The organism is Olsenella absiana, from assembly GCF_036408855.1.
GTDB classification, from domain to species: Bacteria; Actinomycetota; Coriobacteriia; order Coriobacteriales; family Atopobiaceae; genus Olsenella_K; species Olsenella_K absiana.
The window spans coordinates 1-21,407 of the sequence record NZ_JAZGJQ010000003.1; the positions used below are offsets into that span (position 1 = coordinate 1).

The following is a 21,407-nucleotide window of genomic DNA, read 5'->3' on the forward strand; positions in this document are numbered from 1 at the left end:
TTTCCATGCGGTCGTCGTCCTTTCCTCGAACCTGACTTGTCGCGATTTCAGATTCTAGGACGGCGGCCGCTTCCTTTCAGCCCGCCTGGTTTAGGCGCTTACACCAACTTTTACGACACGATCTACCGCGTCAGCCCGTTGGCCCGTATTGGGCGCAGTCGGCTGGCCGTCGCGCTCCTGTCCTCCGTGCAGGTGCTTCCGCGAATAGAGGTCCTCGCGTGTGGGGAGCGGGATACGATTCCGCTCGCTCCCTTGAGAGTCGTCGCCCGTGCTGGGAAGCTCGTTCTTTCCTAGCCACATCATCCTGGCGACCAGGATGTCGGCGTCTGCGATGGGCTGTCTCAGGTCGGCGCTTTCACGTTGCTTGCGGACTTGGCTCGCATGCCGAAGGGCTATGTTCGTCCTGCCTATCAGATAGGCCCAATCTTGAGAGTGCTCCTGCTTCGAGTAATCCGGCAGGACCTTTTGAAGCTCGTCAATGACGGCCTTGGCACTCTCGTAGCAGCGGGTCGTGTATTTGAAGTGGAGGAGGAACCAGTACTCTATGCTCGGCGAGTCGAGCACGAGGTAAACATGGTCTCCCGCACGGTTGATGGCGTGCGCTATGTTCTCAGGGCTTCCGTTCCCATGCTCGCTCTTGGTGTCGGAGACTGCCCATACCTCGTCGGGAACGCCGTTCTCGCCCGCCCTTCTCCCGCCTCTGGCGGGACGCAGAAGCTCCCTTGCTTCCTTCACGAGCCCGTCGGCGTCGGAGTGGATGGCGCTCGAGATCGGCATCAGGGTGCGCGGGATGCCCAAGGCATCCCGCAGCGCGCTCAGATACTCGACTTCGGTGACCGCGCCCTCCACGAGCACGACAATCGAGGGCCGGGGGTCCTTGGTCGGACGCTTGCGGTCATACCCGTGACGCCTACCCAATCGAATCGCCACCCCCATGGGGCGTGGACGGGACACCGAAGTCCTCGGGAAGGACTGGCACGCCAGCATACCTGCCAAGGAGATACCCCTGCGCGATGGGCTCGCCCTTGCGGGGTGAGTAGTCGGACAGCGGGTGCAGCACCGTCCCTCCGTCGGAGCCCTTGTCGGTCAGCCAGACCTGGTCTCGCTCCAGGGTGCTGTCTGACATGAGGTAGGGCTGGTGGGCGGTGAAGACGAGCTGCGCGGAACGGTCCCTCAGGTCGGGGCGCTCGAACATTTCCACGATTTGCCGCGCGAGGATCGGGTGCATCGAGGCGTCTAACTCGTCGACGACGAGTGTCGCATCGTGCTCCAGCGCTTCCCCGATGAAGGAGCTCAACGAGAACACCTGCATGGTTCCAAGAGACTCGTTAGCGAGGTTTATTTCGCCCCCTCCCTCGATGCCCTCGTGGTCCAGCATGATGGTCTTCGTCACGTCCTCGCTGAGGTCTACGTCGTTCTCGCCTGCGTCACCACGAGAGATTTGACCCTCCTTCTTTCTCCGTACAATCCTCGCGGAACGGATGCCGACGTCCGAGTCTCTTATCATCTCTTGGATGAGCGCCCTCTGGTAGTCGCTTCCGATCGTGCCGTCGAGCACCTCGCCGGAGACCGGGAACTCCCTCCAGCGGTCTCGGACGTGATCGAGGATGATGAGGCCGTTCTGGAAGAACTCTCCTGCCTTCGAGATTTCCTCGTACCCTCGGAGCCCTGGGTGGGCATAGAGGAAGGAGAGTAGCAGCACGTTGGGGTTGAGCATGCTGGCAACCGTGTCGCTGACGGGCAGGTACGTCGATCCGCTCACCTCGGTCTGATTCTCGGGGCTAGTCGAGCGCCTGTACAAGATGCGCCTCTGGCCCTTGGGGAAGGAGCTGAGTTGCTCGAAGACGATTTTCTGCTCATCGTGGGAGAACTCGTATTCGTAGCGTGTCCCGCCCCAGAGGAAGGCGACGAAGTACTCTGTAGGGGATTGTTTGGATTCGGCGTCCAGGGCGAACGGGTCGTACGGTATGCGGTCGGCTGGTAGATAGGACGCAGAACCTTGGATGATTCGCTGCATCGCCGCCATGGCATGCACGACGTTTGATTTTCCGGAGCCATTGGCGCCGTAGATTGCGACAGCGCGAAGGTACTTCTTCTTCGATAGGCCGGGCAGGGACTTGTCTATCGTCTGTCGGTCGCGATTCTTTTGGTCGTCCCTGCTCGCGTTCCTCCCGCCATAGTACTGGGACGCGACAAGGCTGAGCTCCTGCTCGGCTCGGATGGACCTGTAGTTCTTCACCGAAAAGAGGATGAGCATCCTGTCTCCTTCTAATGACTCAAAGCAGGTCATCGGAAGATATTATAGGAGATGCCTGTAAAGAAATACACCGAGTTTCGCGCATCTTCGGCGAAAAACGCATTAATTTATAGTGATTAGCAATGGCCCGACTCCGCTTGCAATGCCTCCGCAGTGGGGTCGGTCACGTCTCCAAGGAATCGGGCGCAGCACCTCGACCGAGGTGCGCCGTGGTCACCCAAGCAGGTGGAGGACGGGCCCCGCGCGGGCGCCGGCGTCGCGGACATGCGGCGCGCCCGAGGCATCAGAGAGGGGGTGCCGGGCGCAGCGGCCCGGCACCCCTCGTGGCGACCCTCTCAGCGCTCGCCTCCCAGCGCGCCCCTACGCGACGACGTTCTGCGCGAAGCGGTGTCCGGCAGGGATCTCGCGCGGCGCGTAGCCCTCCTCGGTCTGCCCGAGGACGATCGAGCCCAGGGGCGTGAAGCCCTCGGGCAGACCGAGCTCGGAGAGGAGCGCGGGGTCCTGCGCGAGCGCGCGGATGGCGCCGTAGATGTAGCAGCTGCCGAGGCCCTGGTCGACCGCGGCGAGCGACATGTTCTGGATGATGGCGGCGACGTTGGCGCTGGCCACGTTGCCCTCGTTGCTGCTCGAGACCACGACGAGCGTCGGCGCACCGTAGAGCGGGTGCAGCTCGGGGTTGCCGAAGAGGCGCGCGGCCGCGGCGTCGATCGCGTCGAGCAGGCTTTGCCTGGTCACGACGGTGAGGTGGATGCTGTCGTACTTGCCCATGCCGATGGGCGCCTCGTACGCGGCTGTGAGGACCGCTTCGAGCTGCTCGGGGGTCGCGGGCTCCCCGGTGTAGCTGCGGACCGACTTTCGCTGGTTGAGCGCGTCTTCGAGCTCCATGGCTCCTCCTTCTCGGCCGCGACGCTGCCGCCGCGTCCTTCTCGACATCGTCGTCCCTCTCGCCCGATTATGCGCCCTCGCGGCGGGTCCGGGGCGACTTTTTGGGGAGGGCCGTGGTGTTGAGGCGGCGGTCGATGCGCGGCCGCCGGCGGCACGTCCTTCTCGCCCGCTGGCGCAAGCCTCGCGCTATACTGGCCCGGACAGAGGGGAGCTGGCGCACGCCGGCTGAGAGGGGGCCCACCGCGGCCCCGACCCGGGAACCTGACCTGGACAATGCCAGCGTAGGGAGAGTCTCCTCCGAGGCGTGCGCACGCAGCCAGGTCGCGTCTGGAGGAGGCAGCATGCTAGGCTCGTGCCTGGACCGCGTGCGCGAGGCGTCGCCGCTGGTCCACTGCATCACCAACTACGTCACCGTGAACGACGTCGCCAACGCGATCCTCGCCGTGGGGGCGAGCCCCATCATGTCGGACGAGCCCGAAGAGGTGGCCGACATTACCGCCATCTGCGACGCGCTCGACCTCAACATCGGCACGCTCAACCGGCTCACGATAGAGGGTATGCGCCGTGCCGGCGCCCGCGCGCGCGAGCTCGGGCACGTGGTCCTTCTCGACCCGGTCGGCGCAGGCGCGAGTCCGCTGCGCACCAGGACCGCCCTCGAGCTGCTCGAGCTGGCGCGACCCGACGTCGTGCGCGGCAACGCGTCCGAGGTCCGCGCGCTCGCGCTCGGCACCACCTCGACCCACGGGGTCGATGCGGCGGCGGCCGACGCCGTGAGCGAGCAGAACCTCGACGCCATGGTCGAGTTCGCGAAGGGCTTCGCCGCGGACGTCCACGCGACCGTCGCGATAACGGGCGCGATCGACCTGGTCGCCGACGCCGGGCGCTGCTTCGTGATCCGCAACGGGCGGCCGGAGATGAGCCGCATCACCGGGACGGGCTGCCAGCTCTCCGGCGTGATCTGCGCCTTCGTCGCCGCCGCACGCGCGGCCGCCCCGGCGGCGGGCGACGTGCCTGCTGCGACCCCGGCCGCGGCCGCGACCCCGGCCCCGGCCGCGGGCGATACCACGGTCGCGGTCGCCGCGGCCGTGGCCTGCATGGGACTGGCCGGCGAGGTCGGCAGTGCGCACCTCGCGCCGCACGAGGGCAACGCGACCCTGCGCAACCGCATCATCGACGCGCTCTCGCACCTGGACGGCGCCGCCCTCGACGGGGGTGAGCGCTGTGAGCTTCGCTAGGGGAGCGGGCGAGAGGGACCCGCGCGCGGTCGCAGCGCCGGAGGCGGCCGGGGCGGCGGCCGGGGTGGCGGCCGCGCACCCGGACGGGCCTGCGGCCGCGCACCCGGCCGGGCCTGCGGCGTTCCGGCTCGCGGACGGCGGGCTCGACCCCAGGACCCTCGTGCTCTACGCGGTGACCGACCGCCGCTGGCTCGACGGGACCACGCTCGAGGAGGAGGTCGCACGTGCCGTCGAGGGTGGCGCCACCATGGTGCAGCTGCGCGAGAAGGACCTCGGGCGCGACGAGCTGCTCGACGAGGCCGTGCGGCTCCGGGAGGTCTGCCACGCTGTCGGCGTGCCCCTGATCGTGGACGACGACGTGGAGGTCGCCGTGGCAGCCGGCGCCGACGGCGTGCACGTCGGCCAGTCCGACATGGAGGCCGGTGCCGTACGCGCGCTGATCGGGCCAGACATGATCCTCGGCGTGTCCGCCCAGACGGTGGACGAGGCCCTTCTCGCCCAGGAGCGCGGGGCCGACTACCTCGGCGTGGGTGCAGTCTTCCCGACCGGTTCCAAGGACGACGCGCTCGACGTGGATCGCGAAACGCTGGCAGCGATCTGCGCAGCCGTCTCGATCCCCGTCGTGGCGATCGGCGGCATCGGCCGCGATAACGTGCGCGAGCTGGCCGGCACCGGAATCGTCGGCGTCGCCACCATCAGCGCGTTGTTCGCGCGGCCGGACGTGCGCCTCGCCGCGCACGACCTTCTCGTCCGCACGCGCCGCATGCTCGACGGCGTGCGCTGCGCGCTCACGATCGCCGGCTCGGACTCGAGCGGCGGTGCCGGCGTGCAGGCGGACCTCAAGACGATGCAGGCGAACGGCGTGTTCGGCACGAGCGCCATCACGGCCCTGACGGCGCAGAACACCCGCGGCGTCACCTCGATCATGGACGTCACGCCGGAGTTCTTGGGCGAGCAGATCGACGCGGTCTTCTCTGACATCCGACCCGATGCGGTGAAGGTCGGCATGGTGTCGGCCACGCCGCTGATCCGCACAATCGCCGAGAGGATCGACCGCTGGCGTCCGGAGCACGTGGTCGTGGACCCCGTGATGGTCGCCACCTCGGGCGCGCGGCTCATCAGCGAGGACGCGGTGGGGACCCTTGTCGCGGAGCTGCTGCCGCGCGCGACCGTGATCACCCCCAACCGCCCCGAGGCCGAGGTGCTCTGGGGCCACGAGATCCAGACGGAGAAGGACATGGAGCTTGCGGCAGCCGAGGTCGGGCGGCGTCTGGGCTGCGCGGTACTGGTCAAGGGCGGCCACAGCCTGGCGGACGCCTCCGACGTGCTGTGGCGAGACGGCGAGTGCCGCTGGTACCGCGGCCGCAGGGTCGAGAACCCCAACACGCACGGGACGGGCTGCACGCTGTCGAGCGCCATCGCGTCCAACCTGGCGAAGGGCTTCGGGCTCGACGAGTCTGTAATGAGGGCCAAGGACTACGTCTCCGGCGCGCTCGCGGCGATGCTCGACCTCGGCGCGGGCTCGGGTCCCATGGACCACGGGTTCGACCTGGCGAGCAGGTTCGTCGAGGGTCCGGGGGAGTAGCGGGTGCGCGGGCTTCTCGCACGGTGCTGGCGAGCGGCTGGTGTGGCGCCGGCACGGGGCTGGCACGGGGCTGACGCGCAGCCGGCGCGCGGCTGGCGCGCGGCTGGCGCGCGGCTGGTGTGGCGCTGGCACGGGGCTGGCGTGAATCTGACACGGGACTGAAGGAAGGAAGCAGGTATGGACATGCAGGAAACCGCAGGTAAGGCTATCGACGCAGACACGATGCCCGTCTCCGGCAAGCCGGGCGGGAGGACCTCGGAGAGGATCTTCCGCTCCGCGCTGCCCATCTGGGAGCGCTGCTACCAGCACCCCTTCGTGCAGGGGCTCGGCGACGGCTCGCTCTCGCACGACCGCTTCGCGCACTTCATGGTGCAGGATCACAAGTACCTCTCCATGTACGCGCGCGTCTTCGCGCTGGGCGTCGTGAAGAGCGAGTGCGACCGAGACGCGCGCGAGTTCGCGAGCTTCATCACGTCGACGTTCCAGGCCGAGCAGAGCCTGCACGACGAGTACCTGGGCCAGCTCGGCATTTCTCCCGAGGAGGTCGAGCGGACGCCGATGTCGCTCGCGAACAACGCCTATACCAGCTACATGATGAACGTCGCCCTGCGCGAGGGTCCGGCGGAGATCATGGCGGCCGTGACGGCGTGCTCGTGGAGCTACAAGTACATCGGCGACAAGCTCGAGGCGCGCGAGAACGCCACGTCCGACGAGTTCTACGCCAAGTGGCGCCACACCTACTCGAGCGAGTGGTACCGCGCGTCCAACGACCACGACATCGAGATGCTCGACCGGCTCTCCGCGGACTACACGCCCGAGAGGGTCGCGCGACTCGAGAGGATTGTGCTCGACTGCAGCGAGTTCGAGTACAGGTTCTGGGACATGTGCTGGAACAAGGAGTAGGGGAGAAGGACGGTTTCGTGACGATTGCCTGCCGCGGTTGACTCCCTTGCGCCCCGCACCCAATATGAACGTCGTTCACATTGGGTGCCGGGACGGCGGAGGGCCGCCCCGCAGGGAGAGAGAGGGGGCGGCCATGTTCCAGGCTGCCACGAAGATCGACGCTACTTCCCAGGCTGCTGAGCCTGCAACATCCGCCGTGTCCGAGACGCCTGCCGAGCCCGCGCCTGCCGCGCCCGCGCGCGACCCCATGCCCCGCGGCATGCGGATCGGCGAGAGTGTCTTCGACATCGCCTACCTGCTGTACGACCTCGTCGCTGGCATCACGTTCTTCTCGCTCGCCGCCGGCCGGACCGTGTTCGTGCTCTACGGCCTGCTGGCGCTCGTGCTGGGGGCGGGCGACGCGTTCCACCTGGTGCCGCGCGTGCAGATGCACCTGTTCGGTGTGCGCGACGACACCCAGGCCCGCCTCGGGCGCGGCACGCAGGTCGCCTCGGTCACGATGACCGTGTTCTACGTGCTCCTCTACCTCATCTGGCTGCAGCTCTTCCCCGGCGTCGGGGCGCCCGCCGCGATCGGCGCGCTCATCGTCGCGTCGGCGGCCGTGCGCATCGTGGTCTGTCTGCTCCCGCAGAACGACTGGACCTCGGGTCGCGAGAACCTGCGCTGGTCGCTCCTGCGAAACGTGCCGTTTGTCGTCACGGGAGCGCTGGTAATCGCACTGTTCGCGATCTCCGGCGACGCCGGTGGCCTGCGCATGTGGCGCATGTGCATCGCCATCGCGCTGAGCTTCGGCTTCTACCTGCCTGTCACCTTCCTTGCCAAGCGCCGTCCCGCCGTCGGCGCGCTCATGCTGCCCAAGACCCTGACCTACATGTGGATGATCGCCATGGGCCTGCAGCTGCTGCCCGTCCTGTAGGGGCTGGCGTGAAGCCTCAGGCGACCTCGCGGGAGGACATCCTGGCGGCGTGCCGGCGGCTCGTGCGCGAGGGCGGGCTCGAGGGCGTCAGCGTGCGTGCCGTCGCGACGGCGGCGGGCGTGGCCCCGGGCACCCTCTACCACTACTTCCCGGACAAGCGCGCCCTGCTCACGGCGGTCACGGCCGACGTCTGGCGCGAGGTGTTCGACCTCGACGCGCTGCCCGCCGCGAGCGAAGCGACGGCCGCCGCGGGCGACACGCCGGCCGCCGTGGGCGAAGAGCTGGCCGCGGGCGACGCGCTGCCCGCCGCGGGCGAAGCGCCGGCCGTCGCGGGCGAGAAGGACGTCGGTTTTCCCGGCTACGTGCGCGCGCTCTTCTCGGGCGCGCGGTTGCGGCTCGCCGCCTATCCCGGCTTCGCGCAGGAGCACGGCCTCGACCTCGTCGCCCAGGCGGGGCACGCGGAGGATGGGAGGTGCCGCATGGACGCCTTCCTGGCACGGGTCGAGCGGGCGCTCCTGGCCGCCCTCGCACGCGACGGGCGCGTGTCTGGCCGGGCGTTCGCGGACGGGCTCACCCCCGAGGCGCTCGCCCGCGTCGTGATGCGCGACCTTCTCGCCCTGCTCGTGCTAGGGAGCGAGGACTGCGACGACCTTGTCGCCCTGCTGCGCTCGGTGCTGTACCGGGAGTCGTAGCCGCCTGGCGCGGGCCTGGCACCCGGCTGGCACCGGGCTGGCGCGGGCCTGGCGCCGGGTCGGCACGCCCCTGGCGCACCACCTGCGCCAGCACTGACCTGCTCCATGCCGCAGGTCCTTCTCGCTCTGGTCCAGACTGGTCCGTATGGGCCGTTTGCGTCGACTGACCCGCAATTTGTGAGCAGGTCACTCGCTTTGCCCGTAGCGAGCGGGCAGCTGCGCGCCCCCTGCGGGCCGATTGTTACGCCCGTATGACACGGTTTTATCATCAACGGAGGGCTATTGCTAACTCGTTATGACCCGGTCAGAATCGGGGGCGTCAAGCGCCTACCGACAAAAGCCGGCGGCAGACCCAACGCGTGCGAGTTCGCACCACCTGACAGGAGGAGATCGGAATGAAGCTGCTTCGTGCCATGCGTGAGCCTCTGAAGTACGTCCAGGGGAAGGGTGCTCTGCTCAAGTTCAAGGAAGAGATGGGTTACATGGGCCAGCGCTGGCTCTTCATCTGTTCCAAGAGCGGCTACAAGGCCTGCCACGACCAGGTCGAGCAGAGCTTCGGCGACGGCCCGGAGTACCGTCGCTGGGAGGTCTTCGGCGGCATCTCCAGCAAGGGCGAGATTGAGAAGATGAAGCAGATCGTCGCGGAGGACAAGATCGACGCGGTCGTCGCGTGCGGCGGCGGCTCGGCGGTCGACACGGCGAAGGCCACGGCCTACTACACGGGCAAGCACGTCGTCATCATCCCGACGGTCGCCGCGACCGACGCGCCTTGCACGGGCCTCTCCGTCATCTACAACGACGACGGCAGCTTCGACAAGTACCTCTTCTATCCCACCAACCCCGACGCGGTCATGGTGGACTCGCAGGTCATCGCCAACGCCCCCGTCCGCTTCCTCGTCGCGGGCATGGGCGACGCGCTCGGCACCTTCTTCGAGGGCCGCGCCTCCATCCGCACCGAGTCGCCGAGCCTCGAGGGCACCGGCATCACGCGTGCTGGCATGGCGCTGGCAAGGCTCTGCTACGAGACCCTGCGCAACTACGGCAAGCAGGCTATCGCCGCGTGCGAGAACAACGTGGTGACCCCGGCGCTCGACGCCATCATCGAGGCCAACGTCTACCTGTCCGGCGTCGGCGCGGACAACGTCAACTGCGCGGCCGCGCACTCCTTCTACAACGGCCTGACCTCGCTCGGCGGCCACAGCGCGCCGCACGGCTGCTGCGTCGCCTTCGGCACGCTCGTGCAGCTCACGCTCGAGGGCGCCACGAAGGAGGAGTTCGAGGACATCCAGGGCTTCTGCCTGGAGGTCGGCCTGCCGGTGACCCTCGAGGAGCTCGGCATCACCACGGACGAGCAGATCCGCACGATCGCGAAGAACGCCTGCGTCCCAGGCGAGACGATCCACAACCTCGCGGGCGACGTCACGCCCGACGAGCTCTACGCCGCCATCGTCGCGACTGACGCCCAGGGCAGGGCGCTGCTCGGGAAGTAGGCACCCGCGCTGGTGCGGCGGCCGTGCTGGTGTGGCGGCCGCGCTGGCGTGGCGGCCGTGCGATTGCATTGCCCTAGCGCCTGAAGTGCGCATTTGTGGGTCGTTCCGGCAGGATGCCTGCCGGAACGACCCTTTTCGTGGAGGTGCCCGCACGGCGTCGCCCCGGCGACCGGCGTCCGCGGCGTGAGCCTGGGGGCGGTGGACCTGCCGCGCCTGCCTGCACCTGCCGGACCTGCCGCTCCTGCCCGGACCTGCCCTGACCTGCCTGCACCTGCCGCTCCCCGGACCTGCCGGACCTGCCCTCGCGGGGCCTCCGTGCAACGCTCACACCGACTTGTGCATTTCGGCGACTTAGGGACGGGTCGCGGGCTGCAGGCGGTTCGGCGAGGGAGGGGAATTGCGCGTCCGATGTCTCTCTGCCAACCCGAATCCTGGGCAAATGCGAATCCGAGCCGACGAGCGGTGGCCCGGCAGGCCTGCGAGGACGTCCCAATCCATCCCTAACCCGCTTAAATGCACAACCCCATTGGAGAAGTTGCGTCGGGGTCCTGGTGCCGTTGCCCCGTCGTGCTCGCCGGCGGGGCTGATGGCGCGACGGCCCGCAGCCCGGTTCGCGACGGGGCAGACGACTGGACACCGATCGCGACGGGAGCGATAGCCTGGCTCAACCACGGGTATCGACTATACTCGACAATTAGATGAGTTTTTATCGACTGTAATCGACACTTGAGGGTCGTACCATGAACCACGATGTCATCAAGCGGGTGATATTCGACCAGCGCCGCGTTATCCAGCGCATGCGCATCGTCCCTCGCAGGTACGTGCTTGAGCCTGGCGCCAACTACATCATCGTCGGCATGCGGCGCGCGGGAAAGTCGACCCTCCTCTATGAGCGAGCGCGCGAGCTCGTCGCCCAAGGCGCCGAATGGAGCCAGGTCGTCTACGTGAACTTCGAGGATGAGAGGCTCCTCGGCTTCACCCTCGCCGACTTCGATGACGTCGTTCAGACTGCCGCCGAGCTGACGGACGAGGAGCCCTACTTCTTCCTCGACGAGGTCCAGAACGTAGTCGGATGGGAGCGGTTCGCACGCCGCCTGGCTGACGAGCGGCGACGGGTCTACGTCACGGGCAGCAACGCCGAGATGCTCAGCAGCGAGATGGAGCAGCGCCTTGGCGGCCGCTACCTCGTGTGCGAGCTGATGCCCTACTGCCTCGACGAATACCTCACGGCGTGCGGCATCGACCATGGCGAGGAGGCGCTGCTCACGGCCGACCTCGTCGGCAGGGTGCAGGGGGCCACGGGCGACTATCTCCGCGAGGGCGGCCTCCCTGAGTCCGTCGGGTTTCTCGACAGACGCTCCTATGCGGAGGGCGTATACCAGAAGGTGCTCCTTGGCGACATTGCCGCCCGTCATGCAATCAGGTCGGTGCCGACTTTGAGGATGCTCGTCAAGAAGGTGGCGGAGACGGTTACGAGCGAGGTCACTTTCGCATTCCTCCGGAAGGCCGTCTGCGCGAATGGGGCCTCCATCAGCGTGGACTCGGTGATCGACTACCTCTCCTATGCGGAGGACGCATATCTCCTCTTCCGGACGAGGAACTTTGCCTCGCGCTTCTCGCAGCGGGAGGGCACGCCCCGCTTCTACTTCTGCGACAATGGCGTCCTGGGGCTCTTCCTCGTGGACAAGGCGTCGTCACTGCTCGAGAACGCCGTCGCCCTGGGGCTCAGGAGGCGGTTCGGCGACGGGGTCTACTACTTCAAGTCTGCCAGGACTGGCATCGACGTGGACTTCTACGTTCCGGACGCCTCGCTTGCGGTGCAGGTCTCCTATACGTTGGACTCTGGCAGCGAAGGGCGGGAGGTGGCGAGCCTCGTGGCCCTCGCGCGCGACGGAAGGCTCGCCCCGCGCCGCTCGGTCATCGTCACGTACGCGGATGACGAGAGGACGATTGAGGCCGGCGGAGGCAGGGTCGAGGTCATCCCGCTCTGGAGGTTCCTGCTGGAGGGGTAGCCGTACCGGCGCCGGAGGTCGCGCGGAGCGCGGCGGGCACGGGCGGCCCGCAGGAACGCCGACCGGCGGCCGTGGGCGACGCGGTCGGCGGCCGTGGGCGACGCGCCCGGCGGCAGATGATCGGTGCGAACGATGCGTGACGGGGAGGCTTGCATGGATGCTTCGATCTCTCAGATGCGGCAGGGCCACTGGCTCCTGGCAGCGTGCTGCGCGCTGTACCTGGCCTGGTGGGCCATCTTCTTCTGGCCCAAGGTAAGTGGGGGAGAGGCGCAGGGGGCGATCCGCGGCGTCGGCGTGGCGGCGATTCTGGGTGCCGCCGCATGCGGGCTCCTCGGGGCGACAAGGACGTGCGCTGGCGCGGCTCAGCTGGTGCGCGGCGGCGCGGTGCCGGCGGTGGCCGTGGGGTCCGTGGTGCTCTACCTGGTGCTTCTCGCCGTCACCACGCGCGCGTTCGGTCGGCAGCCGACGACGGAGCTGGTGCTGTTCGTGGCCTGGCTGGGGATGGAGCTGCTCTGCGCCTGGGCGCTGGGGAGCGCGGGTCGCGGCGGCGCGGCCGCGCGGCCGCGCTCGCCGTGGCGCTCGCAATCGCGGGCTTCGTCGTGAGCCTCGTCTGCTATGTGCTGTACTACCGGCTGGCACCGCTGCCGTCGTTCGTCGACGGCTGCCTGCCGCTCGCGCTCATCGGCGTCGTGAGCGTGGCGCTCGCGCTGGCGATGTAGGGCAGGTGCGGCCTTGCCTCCGCAGGGGGTTATGCGCTTTGGAGCCTGTGCGGCATCCCCTACGACGAGGGTGCCCTCGACGGCAGGAGCCTTCTAGCGGCGCTTGGGTCTTCTCCCGACGAGGCTTGGGTATACCATCGTGCTCGTCCGGTACCGGAAGACCAAGGAGGACCCGCTATGGAACCAGAAGCTGCGCCCGCCACCGCGCCCGCCGCCGCGCCCGCCGCCGCGCCCGCCGCCGCCACACCCCTCGACGCGCTCGTCGTCTACTGCCACCCGTGGGAGGGCAGCTACACCCACGCCGTGCTCGAGGCGGTGGAGCGCGGCCTCGGGCGCTCCGGCGCGAGCTTCGAGGTGATCGATCTCTACGGCGACGGCTTCAGCCCCGCGATGAGCGCGGCGGAGCTCGCGCACTACTCCACGGGTGAGGCGACGGACCCGCTCGTCCTTCGCTACCAGGGCCTGCTCGCGAGGTGTCGCCGTCTCGTGCTCGTGTTCCCGGTCTGGTGGAACGACGTGCCGGCGATGCTTCGGGGCTTCCTCGACCGCGTCATGCTGCCGGGGTTCTCGTGGGAGGCCACGGGCGCGGGGCTCGCCGGCAAGCTCCAGAACATCGGGCGCGTGGACGCGTACACGACCTCGTCCAACCCCACCGACTACATGCGGGAGCGGCTGGGGGACGGCATCCAGGGCACGCTTCTGGACGCGACCTTCTGGCAGCTGGGCTGCGGCGCGGGAACCTGGCATAACCTGGGCGGTATGGATGCCACCGACGAGGGCGAGAGGCGTCGCTGGCTCACCGAGGTGGAGAAGGAAGTGGCCGCTCAGGCGTGAGGCGCTTCGCGTCCTTCTCGCCCGCTCGCCGTGCGCTGGCATTCGCTCGCCAGATACGGTCATACACATATGACCGTATCTGGTAGTCATATGTGTATGACGGACAGGGACGGACCTCGCCCGTCGAGGGCCGGCGAGGGGAGAAGGAGACGCGCATGGACAGGCTCAAGGGCAAGGTCGCGATCGTGACGGGCTCCACCAGCGGCATCGGCATCGGCATCGCGAGGCGCTTCGCGTCCGAGGGCGCGCACGTGGTCGTTTGCGGCAGGCGCGAGGAGCGCGGACAGGAGGTCGTGGCTCAGATCGAGGCCGAGGGCGGAAGCGCGAGCTTCCATCGCATGGACCTCACGGACCTCTCGACCGTCGACGCGCTGATGGCCGACACCGCGCGGGACTTCGGGCACCTCGACGTCCTTGTCAACAACGCCGCAGGCGTGGGCCTCAAGGACGGCCGCGTGGACGAGATCTCGCTCGAGGACTGGGACGCCATGTTCGCGTCCGGCGTCCGCGGCACGTTCTATGCGATAAAGGCCGCGCTCCCGTACCTGCGCGAGGCCGGCGGCGGCTCCATCGTGAACATCGGCTCGATGGCGTCGATCTCGGGCGACCTGGGCTCGACCGCCTACGCCTGCAGCAAGGCCGGCGTCGACATGCTCACCTCCTCCGTGGCGCTGCAGTACGGCAAGGAGAACGTCCGCTGCAACTGCGTGCGCCCCGGCCTCATCGTCACGCCGCAGAACGAGGCGCACGTGCCGCAGCAGCTCAAGGACGTCTTCCTGAGCAACATCGAGGTCAACCGCTACGGCTGCCCGGACGACATCGCCAACGCCTGCACCTACTTCGCCTCCGACGAGAGCGCCTACGTGACGGGGCAGGTCATCAACGTGGACGGCGGCCTCAACTCGCACGCCCCCACGGTGGCGCAGTTCCGCTCCGCCGGCTCGAGGACCTGGTAGTGCCCGCGGATCTCGGTGGGGCGACGGGCACCACCACGGTGGGCGAGACCCCGTCGCCCGCTAGGGCCCCTGAGACTGCCGCAGACCCGGTGGGCTCCGCCGAGGAGGCTACTGACGTAGCCCTCAGGCCCGCCTACCGCATGCGGGTCGTGTTCGAGCGCACGGTCATGGCGCCCTACCGCGACACGTACCGCGGCGAGCTCGGTCAGGCGCAGGTCGAGCTCCTGGAGCTCCTCTACATGCGCGGACCCCTGCGCCAGCAGGACCTCGCGCGCGAGCTCCGCACCTCCAAGCAGCACGTCTCCAAGATGCTCGCCCGCCTCGCAGAGGTGGGCCACGTCACGCTCGCCGCGGACTCCGCCAGCGCGCGCGGCCACGTCGCGGCGCTGAGCGACGAGGGCCGCGCCTACGTGGACGACCACATCATGCAAGGCTCGCGCCAGGTGCAGGCGATCTTCTCGCACCTGAGCGCGTCCGAGCGCGAGGAGCTCGCGCAGGCCATGGATACCGTCGCACGCCTTCTCGAGAAGGTCTAGGCCGAGAGGGGCGGGAGACCCGCCAAGAGAAGGGCGGGAGGCCCGCTCAAGCGCGGACCTCCCGCCTCGCATGCCTTCATGTGGCCGGCCTTGCGCCCGGGCGGGCTCGCTCGGACGAGGTCCTTCTCCCCGGGAGGGCCCGCCTCGCTGGAGGGGCCCTTCTCCGAATGAGGCCCTTCTACGAGGCGAGGTCCTTCTCTCCGGGCGTGGCCCACTCCCTAGGCCGCCTGCTGGCGAAGCATCCAGAGGGTCTTGGACAGGCTCGCGATGTAGTCGTCCATCTTTGCGCTCACGAGCGCGTTGGACTCGGCGTCGGCGTGCGCCTTGATCGAGCTGACCTGCTCCAGGATGCGAGAGAGGTCGGCGCGCGTGTTGGCGAAGGCCTCCTTGCTGGTGAGCGCCTCGTCCGGCCGCTCCTCGATGTCGGATGCGGCGAGTACCTCGGAGAGCGAGGCGATGGGCTTGCCGCCCAGCTGCAGGATGAGCTCGGCCACATCGTCGATTGCGGGGAGCAGCTCGTCGTAGAGCTCCTCGAGCTGGGCGTGTGCCTGGAAGAAGTCGTTGCCGCTGACGAACCAGTGCTGGTTCTGGAGCTTGTGGTACTCGACGGTGAGGTTGGCGAGAAGGGCGTTGAGCTTGGTCTCCATGGTGAGTTCCTTTCTGTCTGGTCCTATCGGATGTTTCTTAATAGGACTGTTTCTTGTTAGTGGAACTATACCCAACGAGTGCGCACTTGTAAACAGGAATCTATCCTAATAATGACTTCACATCTCCTACACAAGTGCGTGCGATGCGGCCGTCAGTGCGCTCAGCCGGGCCGCGGGGCCTCGGCGGGCCGCGGGGCTTCGCGCGGGCCGTGGGCCTCGCGCGGGTCGCGACGGCCCCGCGCGGGTCGCGACTGCCTCGCGCGCCCCCTCGAACGCAGTACATCAATAAAGCAATGAATGCGAGCAAATCGCTTTTATCGGACAATTCTCGAAGGTTTTGTCGCGTAAACGCGAATTGCGGGGGTAGCAAATCGCGTTTAGTGAGCAAAAAATCGAAAAAATGTTCGGAAAAAGCGATTTGCTCACGTAACGGGAGCATCGGAATCCAGGAGCACGGCACCAGGTCGCGCTCGAAGGCGAGGCGACGCCAGGGAGAAGGACCGCGGGCCGGGTGTTCGCATCGCACTTCCGTCGTGGCCACGGGCGGGCGCCACCGCCAGGAGGTGGATGCCGCACTCACGGGCCGGGCGTCGCATGCTCCGCGTCCCGTGGCCTGTGGTATACTTTCGCCCCATTTGATTTCCCTGGAGAGGGGGCCGCCGTGGGCGAGAAGGACCTTGCAGGAGAGAAGGACGTCGTGGGCCCGAGGTCCGCGCCCGGCGCGCCCGGCGCCTCCACCGCGCCCCCGGAGACCGCCTGGAGGCAGCCGTACTACACCATCCTCGCGGGGCAGGCCGTGTCCCAGGTGGGGAGCTCCGCGGTGCAGTTCGCCCTGGTCTGGTACCTCGCGCAGGCGACCGGGTCGCCTGCCGCCATGGGCCTCGCTGGCCTTGCGGCCTTCCTGCCCGGCGCGCTCCTCTCGCCCGTGACGGGCATCGTCGCCGACCGCCGCAACCGAAAGCGCGTCTGCATCGCCTCGGACCTCGCGGCGGGCGCCATGGCTGCGGCCTTCGCGCTGGCCATGGGCTCGTGGGGCGTCACGGTCGCGACCGTGATCGTGCTCCTTGCCGCGCGCTCCGCCGCTACCTCGTTCCAGTCGCCGGCGATGCAGGCCATGGTGCCGCAGATCGTGCCGGCGGATTCGCTCGTGGAGGCGGGCGGCATGGCGCAGGCCGTCAGCAGCGCCTCCTACGTCCTGGGGCCGGTGGTGGGAGGCGCGCTCTTCGCTGCGCTCCCGCTGCCGGCGGTGCTCCTGACCGACCTCGCCGGCGCCCTAGTCGCGGCCGCCACGCTCGCGCGCGTCCCCGTGCCCGACCACCGCGCGCCCGGCCCCCGGCCCGAGCTGCACCCAATCCGCGAGCTGGTGGACGGCCTCTCCGTCTTCTGGGAGGACCGCACCTTGACGCAGGTCATCGTGTCGCTCTTCGTGTTCATGGTGTTCTTCATGCCGCTGTCGTCCTTCTATCCGCTGATGACCAGCGACTACTTCGGCCTCGGGGCCTTCGAGGGGAGCATCGTGGAGATGAGCTGGGCGCTCGGGATGCTCCTCGCCGGCCTCGTGGTCGCCAAGGCGAGCTTCGGCGACGAGGTGCGCGCGTCGTTCTGGTCCACCGTCGCTCTGGGGGCGGTGTGCCTGGCCTCCGGCCTGCTGCCGAGGAGCTTCGGGGGCTGGGTCGCCTTCGTGGCGCTCTGCGGTGCGATGGGCGCGAGCGCCACCTGCTACAACGTGCCGATCGTCGCGTACATGCAGCGCAGCATCGCGCCGGAAAAGCTCGGGCGCGCCTTCTCGGCCTTCCAGATCGTGTCCATGCTCTCGACCCCCGTCGGCCTCGCCGTGGCGGCGCCCGTCGCGGAGGCCCTCGGCGTCAGCGCGTGGTTCTCCGTTGCCGGCGCGGCCATCCTCGTGCTGGGCCTGGCGATGCTCGTGCTCGAGGGCAGGTCGAGGCGAGGCCCCGGCAAGGCAGATTGCCCCGGGGCCGGCACAGCCGATTAGACGGAGAAGGACGTGCGTCCCAGCGGCGCCGCGCTGGGGCGCCCGGTCCTTCTCGCGCTAGACCGCGGTGTAGCCGCCGTCGACCGCGAGCATCTGGCCGGTGACGTAGCTGGACTCCTCGGCGCCCAGGAAGACGGCGGCGGAGCAGAGCTCGCCCTCGTGGCCGTAGCGCTGCATCGGGACGGTGGACTTGGCGAAGTTCTGGAAGTACTCGGTGTCCAGGGTCTCGGTGGTCAGCTCGGTGTAGAAGTAGCCCGGGCAGATGGCGTTGACGGTGATGCCGGTGGGGGCAAACTCGGCCGCCGCGCCGCGGGTGAAGTTCACGACCGCGCCCTTGGAGGCGTGGTAGGCGATGGTCGGGATGGCGGTGTTGCCGACCAGGCCGTAGATTGAGGCGATGTTGATGATGCGGCCGTAGCCCTGCTTGCCGGACTCGATGCCCTTCTGCATGTAGCCGCCGAACTTCTTGCACATGGTGAAGATGGAGGTGAGGTCCAGGTTCATCGTGAAGTCCCAGTCGCTGCGCTTGAAGTCGACCAGCTTGGTGCCAGTGCCCTTCTCGCCGCCCGCGGAGTTGACCAGGACCTCGACGTGGCCGAACTTCTCGTCGGCGGCAGCGAGGGCGGCGTCGATCGATGCATCGTCGGTGACGTCGCAGGCGAGGGGCAGGACCTCCACGCCGTACTTCTCGTTCAGCTCCTTGGCGCTCGCCTCGAGGCGCTCGACGCGGCGGGCGAGAAGGACGAGGTTGGCGCCCTGCTCGGCGAAGCCCTCGGCCATCTGCTTGCCGAGGCCGGAGGAGGCTCCGGTGACTGCGACGACCTTGCCGGTGTAGTTGAACATGAGATACCCCCTAGTCGTGGTGTGATGCCAGCCGACGGGCGCCTTGCGGCCCGTCGCGCTCTCTCAAGGCAGCATCTTATGGTGGGTCTGGGCCGACGTATATAATCAATTGAGGCTTTTCTTCTAAGGTCAGTTCTCGGCCGGACGCGCTGCGGCCCGTACTCCCAACAGCCGCGACGACGCGCGCAGCGACGCGGGGCGCCCGCGGCGCGCCCGGTTTCGTGAGCGGTTCGGAGGCGCGGAATGCTTACCTATGAGATGGGGAACAGGGGCGGCGCCCCCAAGTACCTCTACCTGTACCAGTGCATCAGGGACGACATCCTGAGGGGCAAGATCCCCGCCGACCAGCGGCTCCCCTCCAAGCGCGCACTCGCCGACCACCTCGGCGTCAGCGTCATCACGGTGGAGAACGCCTACCGCCTGCTGGTCGTCGAGGGCTACGTGCGCTCGCAGGAGAAGGTCGGCTTCTTCGTGGAGCGCATCGAGGGGCGCCGGCGCCCGCCCGGGCACCGGCCGACCACGAGCCTGCCCCTCATGGAGGAGGAGCACGCCTACTTCGCGGACTTCTCGTCCAACAAGGTGCAGATGAGCCTGTTCCCCGCGTCGACGGTGACCAAGCTCACCCGCGAGATGCTCGCCGTGCGCGACGAGAGGTTCTTCTCCACCGTGCCCTACAACGGCACGAGGACGCTCAGGCACGCGATCGCCGACTACCTCAGGCGCTACCGCGGCATGGAGGTGGACCCCGACCAGGTCATCGTCGGCTGCGGCACCGAGTACCTCTACGGCCGGCTCATGCAGCTGTTCGAGCCGGGCACCGTGCTGGGGCTCGAGGACCCCGGCAACCACAAGTTCGCGGACATCGCGGCGCGCAACGGCCTGGCCAGCGAGTTTCTTCCGGTGGACGAGAAGGGCGTGCGCCTGGACGCGCTCTCCCGCAGCCGTGCCAGCCTGGTGCACCTCTCGCCCGCGAACTCGTTCCCGCTGGGCTCGGTCATGCCCATTGGCCGCAGGCTCGAGCTGCTCTCGTGGCTGTACGAGGACGCCGGCCGCTACCTGGTGGAGGACGACTTCGACAGCGAGGTCAACTCGTTCGGCAACACGACGACGCCGATCTTCCAGAGCGACTTCGGGGGGCGCACGGTCTACCTCAACTCGTTCTCGAAGACCCTCGTGCCGTCGCTGAGGATCTCCTACATGGTGCTGCCGACCGAGCTGGTGGCGCGCTACCGGCGGACCCAGACGTTCTTCTCGTGCACGGTCTCCGGCTCGGACCAGTACGTGCTTGCCCGGTTCCTGGCGGACGGCCACTTCGAGCGGCACCTGAGCCACCTCAACGCGTTCTTCCGCCGCGAGCGCGCGCAGGTGCTGTCGGAGATGTCGGGGCTGGGGCTCGACCGGATGGGCGAGGTCGTGGTCCCCGAGGCCGGCACGCACGTGATCTTGCGGCTCGGCGAGGGCGACGTGACGCGCGAGCAGATGAGGGTGAACGCGCGGTCGCTCGACATCCGGTTCGCGTTCGTGGGCGACTACGCGGCGCATCCCTGGGGCCGCATGGGCCGCGACCTCATCGTGAACTACGCGTCCGTGCCGCCCGAGCGCCTGCACGAGGGCATGTCGCGGCTGATGCTCTGCCTGAGCAGGCAGAGCGTCGGCGTGCTGCCGTAGGTCGGCGGGGGAGTCCGGGCGCGGGCGAGCCGGGCGCGGGGGCGCCGGGCGCCGGGCGCGGGCCGGGCGCGCCGGGCGCGAGCGGGGGCGTCGGGCGCGGGTCGGGCCGCGAGGCGCGGGCCGGGCGCGGGTCGGGCCGCGAGGCGCGCATCCGGCACAAGACTGCGCGACCTGCGCGGATGGCCTGCGCGCAGCCGTGACGCGGGGGCTCAGTACAGGCGCGCGGCCCGCTGTGGGCCTCCCTGCGCCCCGGCCCCCGGGCCTCCCCCTGCCCAACTCCGCGCATCAACGGTGAAACGAAGAGCCGCAAATCGCTCTTTCCCGACAAAATCCGCCGATTTTGTCCGCTAAAAGCGATTTGGTGGAGGAGCAAATCGCGTTTTCCCGACAAAATCTCGAGGAATTGTCCGCTAAAAGCGATTTGCTCACGAAAGGGCCGTGCAGGCGCGTCGCGCCGGCACGGCCCAGAAGTCATGGGGCGGACAAGGACGGCTTAGAGGGGCTCTCAGTGGCTCGTTCGTTTGGGGCCTTGGAACGGCGGCGGCTTCGGAAGGCCGTCAGGACTTGCTGGTCGCGGGCCGCGCCCGGACCCGCGGGCCGCGACCGAGCCAGCACCAGCCCGCGGGCCACGCGGGCTGGTGCGGCGAGCCTGCTACCTGCGCGGAGCCGCGGCGAGCTGCGCCGTCGCGCGCTCGTCGTCGCCGGACTCGACGGCAGCCAGCGAGCGGTAGAGCCACTCGGCCTCGTCGGGCGTGACGCCCTCCGCGTCCGCGGCGGCGGCGAAGCCGAGAAGAGCCTCGAGCAGCTGCTGCGCGGTGGGGGAGATCGACTTGACGTCGGTGTCGGCGTGCGGCGCGACGCCTCGGTGGTCGGCGACGTGCTCGACGAAGCCGTGCACCTGCTGGATGCGGGCCGGCAGGTCGGCGGGCGCCTCGCTTGCGCCGGCGGCCGCGAGCGCGCCGGTCACGACCTGCGACGGCGTCCCGCAGGGGACGAAGCCAGGCACGTCGTCCATGGCTGCGGTGATGGTGGCGCCGAGGGCGACGGTCGCCCCGGCCAGCTCGTTCTGAAGGTCGTTCATGTGTTCTCCTTGCCTCTCTGTTGCCTTGTTAGCTGTCTTGCCTATATAAGTACCTAGCGGAGAAGGACGTGGAGCCGATGCGGGCCCGCGCCCGCAATCGCGCGGCGCTGCCGACGCGCCCGTGCCCGGGTCCGCGCCCGTACCCGAGCCCGCGC

20 protein-coding genes are annotated in these 21,407 nt (G+C 68.6%); 14 read left to right on the forward strand and 6 right to left on the reverse strand.

Features of this window, described 5'->3' with window-relative positions; translation table 11 throughout:
* Positions 1-90: 90 nt before the first annotated feature.
* From VXJ25_RS03415 to VXJ25_RS03425, 3 genes are all read right to left on the reverse strand, one after another.
* The gene (locus VXJ25_RS03415; protein WP_330957817.1) at positions 91-855 is read right to left on the reverse strand and encodes an RloB family protein; all 765 of its coding nucleotides are present in this window, start codon (positions 853-855) and stop codon (positions 91-93) included.
* Between the two features lie 55 nt (positions 856-910).
* Positions 911-2,257 (reverse strand): AAA family ATPase, encoded by a 1,347-nt coding sequence (locus tag VXJ25_RS03420; protein WP_330957818.1) that lies wholly within the window; start codon positions 2,255-2,257, stop codon positions 911-913.
* Positions 2,258-2,617: 360 nt separating this feature from the next.
* On the reverse strand, positions 2,618-3,142 hold the full coding sequence (locus VXJ25_RS03425; protein ID WP_330957819.1) for a nitroreductase family protein: 525 nt from the start codon (positions 3,140-3,142) through the stop codon (positions 2,618-2,620).
* Positions 3,143-3,483: 341 nt separating this feature from the next.
* On the opposite strand from VXJ25_RS03425, the gene thiM reads away from it, so the two are divergent.
* The 12 genes from thiM (at position 3,484) to VXJ25_RS03485 (ending at position 15,020) form a co-directional block, all read left to right on the forward strand.
* Positions 3,484-4,377, forward strand: coding sequence for a hydroxyethylthiazole kinase (thiM, locus tag VXJ25_RS03430; RefSeq protein ID WP_330957820.1), 894 nt, complete (start codon positions 3,484-3,486; stop codon positions 4,375-4,377).
* Positions 4,364-5,962, forward strand: coding sequence for a bifunctional hydroxymethylpyrimidine kinase/phosphomethylpyrimidine kinase (gene thiD, locus VXJ25_RS03435; protein WP_330957821.1), 1,599 nt, complete (start codon positions 4,364-4,366; stop codon positions 5,960-5,962). Before thiM ends, thiD begins: the two co-directional genes overlap by 14 nt.
* A 177-nt stretch (positions 5,963-6,139) precedes the next feature.
* The gene (gene tenA / locus VXJ25_RS03440) at positions 6,140-6,865 is read left to right on the forward strand and encodes a thiaminase II (RefSeq protein WP_330957822.1); all 726 of its coding nucleotides are present in this window, start codon (positions 6,140-6,142) and stop codon (positions 6,863-6,865) included.
* Positions 6,866-6,998: 133 nt separating this feature from the next.
* The gene (locus VXJ25_RS03445; RefSeq protein ID WP_330957823.1) at positions 6,999-7,781 is read left to right on the forward strand and encodes a hypothetical protein; all 783 of its coding nucleotides are present in this window, start codon (positions 6,999-7,001) and stop codon (positions 7,779-7,781) included.
* Positions 7,782-7,789: 8 nt separating this feature from the next.
* Entirely contained in the window at positions 7,790-8,473 is a 684-nt protein-coding gene (locus VXJ25_RS03450; protein WP_330957824.1) for a TetR/AcrR family transcriptional regulator, read from the forward strand.
* Between the two features lie 395 nt (positions 8,474-8,868).
* The gene (locus tag VXJ25_RS03455) at positions 8,869-9,963 is read left to right on the forward strand and encodes a glycerol dehydrogenase (protein ID WP_330957825.1); all 1,095 of its coding nucleotides are present in this window, start codon (positions 8,869-8,871) and stop codon (positions 9,961-9,963) included.
* Positions 9,964-10,703: 740 nt separating this feature from the next.
* Positions 10,704-11,975 (forward strand): ATP-binding protein, encoded by a 1,272-nt coding sequence (locus VXJ25_RS03460; RefSeq protein WP_330957826.1) that lies wholly within the window; start codon positions 10,704-10,706, stop codon positions 11,973-11,975.
* Between the two features lie 153 nt (positions 11,976-12,128).
* Entirely contained in the window at positions 12,129-12,578 is a 450-nt protein-coding gene (locus tag VXJ25_RS03465) for a hypothetical protein (protein ID WP_330957827.1), read from the forward strand.
* Positions 12,548-12,694, forward strand: a complete 147-nt coding sequence (locus VXJ25_RS03470) for a hypothetical protein (RefSeq protein ID WP_330957828.1) — start codon at positions 12,548-12,550, stop codon at positions 12,692-12,694. Before VXJ25_RS03465 ends, VXJ25_RS03470 begins: the two co-directional genes overlap by 31 nt.
* A gap of 177 nt (positions 12,695-12,871) precedes the next feature.
* On the forward strand, positions 12,872-13,528 hold the full coding sequence (locus tag VXJ25_RS03475; RefSeq protein ID WP_330957829.1) for an NAD(P)H-dependent oxidoreductase: 657 nt from the start codon (positions 12,872-12,874) through the stop codon (positions 13,526-13,528).
* Between the two features lie 155 nt (positions 13,529-13,683).
* Entirely contained in the window at positions 13,684-14,484 is an 801-nt protein-coding gene (locus tag VXJ25_RS03480) for an SDR family NAD(P)-dependent oxidoreductase (protein WP_330957830.1), read from the forward strand.
* Positions 14,484-15,020 carry a MarR family winged helix-turn-helix transcriptional regulator gene (locus tag VXJ25_RS03485; RefSeq protein ID WP_330957831.1) on the forward strand — a complete coding sequence of 179 codons (537 nt, stop codon included), beginning with the start codon at positions 14,484-14,486 and terminating at the stop codon, positions 15,018-15,020. The genes VXJ25_RS03480 and VXJ25_RS03485 overlap by 1 nt, the downstream gene beginning before the upstream one ends.
* A 218-nt stretch (positions 15,021-15,238) precedes the next feature.
* Here the strand turns inward: VXJ25_RS03485 and VXJ25_RS03490 are convergent, their stop codons facing one another.
* Positions 15,239-15,667, reverse strand: a complete 429-nt coding sequence (locus VXJ25_RS03490) for a Dps family protein (protein WP_330957832.1) — start codon at positions 15,665-15,667, stop codon at positions 15,239-15,241.
* Positions 15,668-16,328: 661 nt separating this feature from the next.
* On the opposite strand from VXJ25_RS03490, the gene VXJ25_RS03495 reads away from it, so the two are divergent.
* Complete coding sequence (locus VXJ25_RS03495; protein WP_330957833.1) at positions 16,329-17,660, forward strand: MFS transporter; 1,332 nt, start codon at positions 16,329-16,331, stop codon at positions 17,658-17,660.
* Between the two features lie 57 nt (positions 17,661-17,717).
* On the opposite strand, the gene VXJ25_RS03500 is transcribed toward VXJ25_RS03495, so the two are convergent.
* Positions 17,718-18,503, reverse strand: coding sequence for an SDR family NAD(P)-dependent oxidoreductase (locus VXJ25_RS03500; protein WP_330957834.1), 786 nt, complete (start codon positions 18,501-18,503; stop codon positions 17,718-17,720).
* 243 nt (positions 18,504-18,746) lie between these two features.
* Here VXJ25_RS03500 and pdxR point away from each other — a divergent pair, with 243 nt between their 5' ends.
* A complete protein-coding gene (pdxR, locus tag VXJ25_RS03505) occupies positions 18,747-20,171 on the forward strand; it encodes a MocR-like pyridoxine biosynthesis transcription factor PdxR (protein WP_330957835.1) in 1,425 nt (474 codons plus the stop codon).
* A gap of 652 nt (positions 20,172-20,823) precedes the next feature.
* On the opposite strand, the gene VXJ25_RS03510 is transcribed toward pdxR, so the two are convergent.
* The gene (locus VXJ25_RS03510) at positions 20,824-21,252 is read right to left on the reverse strand and encodes a hypothetical protein (RefSeq protein WP_330957836.1); all 429 of its coding nucleotides are present in this window, start codon (positions 21,250-21,252) and stop codon (positions 20,824-20,826) included.
* Positions 21,253-21,407 lie beyond the last annotated feature (155 nt).